Below are 9,503 nucleotides of genomic sequence, written 5' to 3' on the forward strand. Positions count from 1 at the left end.
TTAGTTCGCGCCCGAATGCTCGGTTTCATTAGTTCCCGGCTCCTCCAGGCTATCCCCGTCCTTCTGGTCGTCGGCTTCATCGCCTTCGCCCTGTTCAACTATGTCGGCGACCCGGTGAACATTCTCCTCGGACAAGACCATACCGAGGCGCAGCGACTGGCGCTGATCAAGGAGCTTGGCTTCGACCAGCCCTTCTTCGTCCAGTACGGCCGGTTCCTGTGGGCCATGCTGCATGGCAATTTCGGCATCAGCTACCGCCTCGCCCAACCCGTCAGCAGCCTGATCGCGGAGCGGTTGCCGGCGACGCTGGAACTGGCGATCACCGCCTCGGTGCTAGCGTTCGCGATCGGCGTTCCGATGGGCGTCTACACCGGCATCCACCGCAACACGCTGCTATCGCGCCTGTTCATGACCGGCAGCCTGATTGGCGTGTCGTTGCCGACATTCCTGCTGGGCATCCTGTTGATCCTGGTGTTCTCTGTGTGGCTGGGCTGGCTGCCCAGCTTCGGCCGAGGTCCCGCCGTGCATGTCGGCGCATGGTGGACGACCGGCTTCACCTCCTGGGCCGGCATCCGTTCCCTGATTCTGCCGGCGATTACGCTCGGCATGTTCCAGATGACCCTCCTGATGCGCCTGGTGCGCGCCGAGATGCTGGAAGTGCTGCGCACCGACTACATCAAGTTCGCCCGGGCGCGCGGGCTGACCAACCGGTCGATCAATTTCGGGCACGCGCTGAAAAACACCCTGGTTCCGGTCATCACCATCATCGGCTTGCAGTTCGGTGGCATCGTCGGATTCTCCCTGGTAACGGAAACGGTTTTCCAGTGGCCCGGCATGGGGCTGCTGCTGGTGCAGTCCGTCGCCGTCGTCGACATCCCTGTGATGTCCGCCTATCTGATGCTGATCGCGCTGGTGTTCGTGCTGATCAACCTGGTCGTCGATCTGCTTTACTACGCGGTCGATCCTCGCCTGAGGATCCGCCGCTGATGCTCGCGCGCGCCTGGGACAGTGATCTGGCCTACAGTTTCCGCCACTCGCCGGTGGCGTTGATCGCCGCACTGGTGGCGCTGATCCTGGTGTTGGCCGCGGTGTTCGCGCCATTGATCGCACCGCATGACCCGATGGACGTGGCATCGCTGTCACTGATGGACAGCTTCAAGCCGCCGATCGGGATGCCGGACGCCGACTGGTCCAACCTGTTGGGCACCGACAACCAGGGCCGCGACGTCCTGTCCGCCATCATGTACGGCATGCGCATCAGCCTGATGGTCGGTCTGCTGTCCGTGCTGTTCGCCATCGTCGTCGGCGTCGCCGCCGGCCTGCTCGCCGGTTACGCGGGCGGACTGATCGACAGTGTCCTGATGCGCATCGCCGATGTGCAACTGACGTTTCCCTCGCTGCTGACCGCGCTTCTGGTCGATGGCGTCATCACCGCCGCGCTGCCCCGCACGATGCGGGAGGCGCTGCAGATCTACGTCATCATCTTCGCCATCGGCATCAGCTTCTGGCCCAATTTCGCGCGCACCGTGCGGGGGTCAACGCTGGTCGAGCGCAACAAGGACTATGTGATGGCCGCTCGTGTCATCGGGGTGCCGTCGTGGCGCATCATGGTCAGCCATGTGCTGCCGAACGTGACCGGGCCGGTGATGGTGATCGGCACGCTGAACCTGGGGCTGGCGGTGATCGCCGAGGCCACGTTGTCCTTCCTGGGCGTCGGCCTGCCGCCCACGCAACCGTCGCTCGGTACACTGATTCGTTTCGGCGACGACTTCCTGTTTTCCGGCCAGTGGTGGGTCAGCGTGTTCCCCGGCGTCACCCTTGTGCTGATGGTCCTGGCGATCAACCTGCTGGGCGACTGGCTGCGCGACGCGCTGAACCCCAGGCTGCGCTGATGGCGCTACTGGATGTCCAGGACCTGACCGTGGAATTTCCCACCCGTCGCGGCACCCTGCGCGCGTTGGATCAGGTGTCGTTCTCCATCGACAGCGGCGAAATCCTGGGCGTCGTCGGCGAGTCCGGCGCCGGCAAGTCGCTGACCGGGGCCGCCATTGTCGGATTGCTGGAACGGCCCGGCCGCATCGCCGGAGGCGAAATAAAATTTGACGGAAAGCGCATCGACAATCTTGCGCCGGAGCCCTTGCGCAGGATCAGAGGTCGCCGGATCGGCATGATCTTCCAAGACCCGCTGACCACGCTGAACCCGCTTTACACGATCGGCCGTCAGTTGACCGAAACGATGCAGACTCACGCGCGGCTGTCCGACGCCGAGGCCAGGCGCAAGGCGATCGGCTGGCTCGACCGGGTCGGCATCCCCGCCGCCGCCCAGCGTATCGGCGCCTACCCGCACGAGTTTTCCGGCGGTCAGAGGCAGCGAGTGGTGATCGCGCTGGCCTTGTGCGCCGAACCGGCCTTGGTCATCGCCGACGAACCCACCACGGCGCTGGATGTTTCGATCCAGGCGCAGATCATCACGCTGCTGAAAGACCTGACCCGCGACCATGGCACCGCCGTGATGCTGGTCACTCACGACATGGGCGTCATCGCCGAAACCGCCGACCGCGTCGCGGTGATGTATGCCGGCCGGATCGCCGAGATCGGCCCTGTCGCCGCCGTCATCCGCCATCCGGCGCACCCCTACACCCACGGCCTGATGGCCAGCATCCCGTCGCTGGAGCACCGCGTGAGCCGGCTGCACCAGATCGACGGCGCCATGCCCCGACTGGACGCCATACCCAGCGGATGCCGCTTCCACCCCCGCTGTCCGCGTGCCTTCGAACGCTGCACCAACGAACCGCCGGAACTGATCCCGGCCGGCGCCACCAGCGCCGCCTGCTGGCTGCACGCGCATGGCTGACGCAAAAACACTGCAGGCCGTTGGGGTCTCACACTTCTTCGACGTCTCGCGTCCCTTCCTGCAACGGGTGCTCGCGCGCGAATCGCGCCGCAGCCTGCGCGCCGTCGACGACGTGTCGTTCACCATCACCCAAGGCACCACGTTCGCGCTGGTGGGTGAGTCGGGCTGCGGCAAGTCCACCATCGCCCGGCTCGCCGTCGGATTGTACCGGCCCAGCAACGGCGACATCCTATTTGAGAATCAGGCGCTGTCGAGTGCCCGGGCGCAGCCGGCGATGCGGCGGCGGATGAACATGATTTTTCAGGATCCTTACGCGTCGCTGAACCCGCGCTGGCGGGTCACCGACATCGTTGCCGAACCTATTCGTGCGTTTCGCCTGGCGACGCGTCCGAACGAGGTGCAGGGCCGGGTGGGATCGTTGCTGGCGCAGGTCGGCCTGACCGTGCGCGACGGCGACAAATACCCGCACGAGTTTTCCGGCGGCCAGCGTCAGCGCATCTCCATCGCTCGCGCCCTGGCAAGCGAGCCGGATTTTCTGGTCTGCGACGAACCGACGAGCGCGCTGGACGTTTCTGTCCAGGCACAAATCCTCAACCTCATGCGCGACCTGCAACAGCGGCTCGGCCTGACCTATCTGTTCATCAGCCATAACCTGGCGGTGGTGCGGCACATGGCCGACCGGCTGGGGGTGATGTATCTCGGCCGCATCGTCGAGCAGGGTCCGGCCGAAGCCATCTTCCAACGTCCCCGTCACCCCTACACACGTCTGTTGCTCGACGCGATCCCGGACCTGGAGCAAGTCGGTCGCGCTCGTACCCCGGTCGGCGGCGAACTGCCCAGCCCGATCGCGCCACCATCGGGCTGTGCGTTCCATCCACGCTGCCCGCTTGCGCTGGATCGATGCCGGGTGGAAAAGCCGCTGCATGTGATGGATGGCGACGTCCAAGTCGCCTGCCATGCGGTTGAGGAAGGACGCGATGACTGAAGAAGACCCGAAATCCTCCCCTTTGCGCGCCGTGGTGGGGCTGGGACTGATCGTGGTGCTGATCCTGGGCGTATTGTTCGTGATGCACGAGTTGCAGCACGCGGCAGCGATCCAGGATTGCGTCGCATCCGGCCGCACGAATTGTGCGCCCATCCCATCGGGACACGGGTAGTATCGACCCCCTATCCCCGCTTCATCAGCCCATCCGGCAGCCCTGCGTCCAGCACGCCCAGAACGTGCCGCCCATACCGTTCCAGCTTCGAGGCCCCCACCCCCTTGACCTGGGCAAGCTCATCCAGGGTTGTCGGACGCAGCGCCGCGATATCCCGCAGCACCGAATCGTGGAAGATCACATAAGGCGGGATCGCCTGCCCCTTTGCCTCCGCCAGCCGCCATAGCCGCAGCGCCTCGTACAGCGATGCATCCACCGGCCCGCCCACCGGCACAGCCGCGGCCCCGCGGCCACGCTCCGGCCGGTCGGTACGCACCGGACGCGGCCGGTCCTGCCGCAGGGTGACCCGGACCTCACCGCGCAGGATCGGCCGAGCTTCGTCCTGCACCAGGAACAGGCCGCCGTGGCCCTCCGTGTCGACGTCCAGCGCCCGCAACGCGATCAACTGACGGATCAGCCCGCGCCAGAAGGTCCCGGCATGGTCGGCACCGACCCCGAACGTGCGCAACCGGTCGTGCCCATGCCTCAGCACACCCTCGGTCTTCTCGCCACGCAGCACGGCGACGATATGCGCGGCGCCGAAGATCTGGTCGGTGCGATACACCGCCGACAGCACCATCTGCGCCTCGGTCGAGGCGTCCACGGTGATCGGCGGTGCCTCGCAATTGTCACAGTGACCGCATTCGCAATCCAGCGCCTCGCCGAAGCAGGTCAGCAACGATCGGGTACGGCAGGTCACCGCCTCGGTCAGCGCGACCATCTCCTCCAATTTCGTCCGCATCACCCGTTTTCGGGCGTCGGGCGCCGACGACTGAGCCAGCCAGTGCCGCGCCTGGGCGACGTCCTGGCCGCCGTAGAGCAGCAGCGTATCCGCCGGATCGCCATCCCGTCCCGCTCGGCCGATCTGCTGGTAATACGCCTCCGGGCTGTCCGGCATGTCCAGATGGACCACGAACCGCACATCCGGGCGGTCGATCCCCATGCCGAAGGCGATCGTCGCCACCACCACCAGCGGCTCCCCGGAGCGGAACCGGGTCAGCGACTCCCGTTTCAACAAGGGATCGAGGCCGGCATGAAACGGCAGCGCCGGAAACCCCTTCTCGGTCAGCTTCGCCGCCATCCGTTCGGTTTTGGCTCGGCTGCCGCAATAAACGATGCCGCACTCGCCCTTGTGGCGTTGCAGGAATTCCAGCAACTGCGCCGTCTCACCGATTTTCGGCGCGGCGGACAGGCGCAAATTCGGGCGATGGAAGCTGGAGACGAAAACTTTCGCCGACTCCATCCGCAGCGCCGTTAGAATATCCTGTTGCGTCCGCGGATCGGCGGTCGCGGTCAGCGCGATGCGGGGCACGCCCGGAAACATGTCCGGAATGCGCGCCAACTCGCGGTATTCTGGGCGGAATTCGTGACCCCAGGCGGAGACGCAGTGCGCCTCGTCCACCGCGAACAGCGCCAGTTGAACGCGTGACAAGCGGTCCATGGTGCCGTTGCCCAGCAACCGTTCGGGGGAGACGTACAGCAGATCCAACTGCTGCTCGATCAAATCGCGCGTGATCGATCGTGCCTCGGCCGGATCGATTTCGGAGTGCAGCGCGCCCGCGTTGACCCCGACCTGGCGCAGTGCCGCGACCTGGTCGTCCATAAGCGCGATCAGGGGCGAGACAATCACCGCGGTGCCCCGACGGACCAGCGCCGGCACCTGGTAGCAGATGCTCTTGCCGCCGCCGGTCGGCATCAGCACCAGTGCGTCACCGCCCGCCATCACATGGTTGACCGCTGGTTCCTGCTGGCCGCGAAAGCCGGGAAAACCGAAGACTTGGCGCAACACCTGCGCCGGATCGCTGAGCATGGTTTCGGCAAACATCCAGACACGCTCTCGTATTCACGGCCTGTTCCTGACGGCCAATGACCGACTCGGCCGGGCCACCCGGACGGGCCTAACCCACCTAAAGGCCCACGGCGTGGTAGGCAAGGCTGTCGCGGCATCGGGATGCGAAAGCAATAAGCGGGGGGCGTGGCCGTGCACACATCGGCATGATCGTCGGAACAGAGGAGACCACCATGACCGCCTTCCAATGTATTCCGATCGAGACCGAAATCGCCGATCGTTTCCGCCGTACCGGTCTGGACGACAACGGCAACACACTCCGCCGCACCGTGGCGACGGCGGCCGGCGGCTTCCCATGCCGTCACTGCCTGCGTCTCGCCGAACCCGGTGAAACCGTCCTGCTCGGTTCCTACAACCTGCCCGGGCCTCGTGGGATTTATTGGACTCCCAGCCCGATTTTCCTGCACGCTGATGCTTGCCCCCGGTTCGATGCCCGGGACGAGGTCGCGCCGATCGTCCGCTCGAACGCCCTGGTATCGGTGCGTGCCTACGACGCCGAGGATCTGTGCCTCTACGACCTCGGGCAGGTGTGTTCCGGCGACGCCGTGGACGCGCCACTCTCACGGGCGCTGGACGATCCCCGAACCGCGTTCGTCAACATCCATACGGCGCGACCGGGATGTTTGCTGTCGCGCGTGGAGCGTGCGCCGCCGCGATAAAGATCGCATTGATGCCAATGCGTGGGGTCAGCGGCGCGCCGATCGGCCGAGCGGCACGCCGCGAGCCATGCGCTTCTCAGGAAAACCGGGCCATGTTGGCGCTACGCGGCCAGTCGGAAAACAATTTTGAGGCCATTCGCAAGGAAATTTCCTGGCATGTCGCTTTGCTGCGCGTGCGAAGGTTGCGTCGCGACGCATAGCGCCATAATTTTGTCCTGAACCATCGGGCCGGCGGACGATACGCGTCTGTCGGACGGTGGCGTGCCGCCGCACCCAAAATAAGGACACCGCGCATGAGCGCCCCAGCTAAACGGTCTGTCACGATCACCCTGGACGGCTCGAACAGGTCCACCAGTCTGCCGCTGTTATCCGGCAGCGTCGGTCCGGACGTCTTCGACATCCGCAAGCTGTACGGCGACCTGGGCGTGTTCACCTACGATCCCGGCTACGGCGCCACGGCGTCCTGCGACAGCAAGATCACCTACATCGACGGCGATGAAGGGATCCTGCTGTATCGCGGCTATCCGATCGAGCAGCTTGCCGAGAAATCCAATTTTCTGGAGGTGTGCTATCTGCTGCTGAACGGCGAGTTGCCGAACGCCGCCGAAGCTGCGGAATTCCATGACGGGGTGATGCGGCACACCATGCTGCATGAGCAGCTTCGTACCTTCTACAACGGCTTCCGCCGTGACGCCCACCCGATGGCGGTGATGTGCGGTGTGGTTGGCGCGCTGTCCGCTTTCTACCACGACAGCCTGGACATTCACGACGTCGAAAGCCGCCGCATCAGCGCGTTCCGCCTGGTCGCCAAGCTGCCGACCATCGCCGCCTGGGCGCATAAATACGCCGTGGGCCAACCTTTCGTATATCCGCGCAACGACCTCACATATGCGGAAAACTTCCTGTACATGTTCCATGCCGTGCCGGCCGAAGAATACAAGGTCAATCCCATCCTTTCCAAGGCGATGGACCTGATCATGATCCTGCACGCGGACCATGAGCAGAATGCCTCCACCTCGACGGTCAGGCTGGCTGGGTCCACCGGCGCCAATCCGTTTGCCTGCATCGCCGCCGGCATCGCCAGCCTGTGGGGGCCCGCCCACGGCGGCGCCAACGAAGCCGTGCTGAAAATGCTCGCCGAGATCGGCAGCGTGGACAACATCAAGGAATTCCTGGCCGACGTTAAGGACAAGGACAACCACACCAAGCTGATGGGCTTCGGCCACCGGGTGTACAAGAACTACGACCCGCGGGCGAAAATCATCCAGAAGGCCTGCCACGACGTGCTGGAGGAACTGGGGATCAAGGGCGACCCGCTGCTGGACCTGGCGATGGAGCTTGAGAAGATCGCCCTGAGCGATCCCTATTTCATCGAGCGCAAGCTTTACCCGAACGTCGATTTCTACTCAGGCATCATCCTCAAGGCGATGGGCTTTCCGACCAGCATGTTCACCGCGCTGTTCGCGGTGTCCCGCACGGTCGGCTGGGTCAGCCAGTGGAAGGAGATGATGGAAGACCCGCAGCAGCGCATCGGCCGTCCTCGGCAGATTTACACGGGCGCCCCGCAACGCGATTACGTGCCGCCCGCCCGACGAGGCTGAAAGCACGCTCCTCTTGATCCAGGGCGCGATCGTCTGAGAAGTTGAACCCATCTCGGACGGGGAGCGCCCTGGTAAACGAGGAAACCGAGAGTGACGTCATGCGCGATCTCATCGGCGGTCCCCAGGGGCCGCCGATTTTCAAGTTTTTCAACCTGAACGTGTAGATAGATAATTTCATTAGATAGAATTCATCTTGCGTTCCGGGCCATTTACGCTCCTTGTGGCACTGTCTTCAAGCAAGATATCAAAGTCGCCATACAATACATTGATATATGAAAATAATAACGCAAAAACAGACAATTAGGTAGCTCATATCCCGCGACAAATTGCGCTCGTACACCGAGTCGAATGTGTCAAGACAGTCCTCAGGATTAAGATACCATATGCTACATAATATTTCGTGATACGTCCGCATACGCGCGAAATCAGATTTATAATACACGCATTAGTTGTGTTTCCGCCCAAATTGCCCAGGAAGACACTTATGCGAGCCAAGGTTTCGTTGGATCTTCTTGTCAAAAGTCGCCTCAAAAGATGGGGCCAGCGCCCCCCGGGCGTAAAACCACGCCGTGGCAAGGAATCATGGCTTCGCGGGCGACCATCCGAAGATGAAACCAAAATCAGCAGCCCGTTTCTCAAAATCCCCGGCAGTACCCGATTGCGCACCCTCCCCGATGGTCTCTGGCTCAACTTTGGTGGCTCATTCGCCGAACCGTTCGTCGATATCCTGGCGATCGAGGCCTGCAGCACCATCCAGAACCTGCTCGACAAGCGGTCCCGTTTCGCACCAAGCACGCATTCGATGATGTGCCTGTGCCCGATCGAATGGCTGCTGGCACCGATCACCCCGACCGATCCCACGCCACGCTGGCGGACCACGGGGGTCATCCCGCACGAACCGTTCAACGATGTGGTGATACCGGTCCGCGAAATGCGCGTTCTGTACGGCCTCAAGAGCGATCACTACAAAGGGTTCGCCCGGCATCAGCTACCCCACGCGCATGAGTTCTTCGTCCCGATGGAAACGCTGACCGAGGAAAACAGCGAGGACAATCCGGCATTGCGCGAACTGATCGCCCGCACCTCGGTGTCGGCGAATTTCTTCAGTCCTTAGAGCATGATCGCGCTGGGCGGAACGTCCAGAGCGCGTGAATCATGCGATCAAACAAAGCGCTAGTGTCCTGCCCCAGAAGTTCGTCGCATTCTGCGACGGATTTCTGGGATCAGCAGGCCACTGAAAACAAAGAGCTAGTCTTACTGTGTCATAAGTTCATTCTGCGTGTGATGTGCTGGCAGCAAGGGCAGCGTGGCAGGGTTCGAGCAATGACGCGGGCAATTGCGACG

Annotated in this window: 9 protein-coding genes; 8 read left to right on the forward strand and 1 reads right to left on the reverse strand. The window is 63.3% G+C overall.

Annotated features, from left to right (window positions below; genetic code table 11):
* Positions 1-15: 15 nt before the first annotated feature.
* The 5 genes from GSQ89_RS23335 to GSQ89_RS23355 are packed head-to-tail and all read left to right on the forward strand — an operon-like array spanning position 16 to position 4,011.
* Positions 16-987, forward strand: a complete 972-nt coding sequence (locus tag GSQ89_RS23335; RefSeq protein WP_158929740.1) for an ABC transporter permease — start codon at positions 16-18, stop codon at positions 985-987.
* Entirely contained in the window at positions 987-1,892 is a 906-nt protein-coding gene (locus GSQ89_RS23340; RefSeq protein ID WP_158929742.1) for an ABC transporter permease, read from the forward strand. Before GSQ89_RS23335 ends, GSQ89_RS23340 begins: the two co-directional genes overlap by 1 nt.
* A complete protein-coding gene (locus GSQ89_RS23345) occupies positions 1,892-2,854 on the forward strand; it encodes an ABC transporter ATP-binding protein (RefSeq protein ID WP_158929744.1) in 963 nt (320 codons plus the stop codon). The genes GSQ89_RS23340 and GSQ89_RS23345 overlap by 1 nt, the downstream gene beginning before the upstream one ends.
* Positions 2,847-3,839 (forward strand): ABC transporter ATP-binding protein, encoded by a 993-nt coding sequence (locus GSQ89_RS23350; RefSeq protein ID WP_158929746.1) that lies wholly within the window; start codon positions 2,847-2,849, stop codon positions 3,837-3,839. Before GSQ89_RS23345 ends, GSQ89_RS23350 begins: the two co-directional genes overlap by 8 nt.
* A complete protein-coding gene (locus GSQ89_RS23355) occupies positions 3,832-4,011 on the forward strand; it encodes a hypothetical protein (RefSeq protein ID WP_158929748.1) in 180 nt (59 codons plus the stop codon). Before GSQ89_RS23350 ends, GSQ89_RS23355 begins: the two co-directional genes overlap by 8 nt.
* 10 nt (positions 4,012-4,021) lie before the next feature.
* Here GSQ89_RS23355 and recQ read toward each other — a convergent pair whose 3' ends face one another.
* Positions 4,022-5,875 (reverse strand): DNA helicase RecQ, encoded by a 1,854-nt coding sequence (gene recQ, locus GSQ89_RS23360; protein WP_158929750.1) that lies wholly within the window; start codon positions 5,873-5,875, stop codon positions 4,022-4,024.
* Between the two features lie 197 nt (positions 5,876-6,072).
* Here recQ and GSQ89_RS23365 point away from each other — a divergent pair, with 197 nt between their 5' ends.
* The 3 genes from GSQ89_RS23365 (at position 6,073) to GSQ89_RS23375 (ending at position 9,273) form a co-directional block, all read left to right on the forward strand.
* Positions 6,073-6,558: a DUF1203 domain-containing protein gene (locus GSQ89_RS23365; RefSeq protein WP_158929752.1), complete on the forward strand. Its 486-nt coding sequence runs from the start codon at positions 6,073-6,075 to the stop codon at positions 6,556-6,558.
* Positions 6,559-6,851: 293 nt separating this feature from the next.
* On the forward strand, positions 6,852-8,159 hold the full coding sequence (gene gltA, locus GSQ89_RS23370; protein ID WP_158929754.1) for a citrate synthase: 1,308 nt from the start codon (positions 6,852-6,854) through the stop codon (positions 8,157-8,159).
* Positions 8,160-8,817: 658 nt separating this feature from the next.
* Positions 8,818-9,273, forward strand: a complete 456-nt coding sequence (locus tag GSQ89_RS23375; protein ID WP_254073323.1) for a hypothetical protein — start codon at positions 8,818-8,820, stop codon at positions 9,271-9,273.
* Positions 9,274-9,503: the final 230 nt, after the last annotated feature.

It is taken from the genome of Acidisphaera sp. S103 (assembly GCF_009765975.1).
Classification (GTDB): Bacteria; Pseudomonadota; Alphaproteobacteria; order Acetobacterales; family Acetobacteraceae; genus Rhodopila.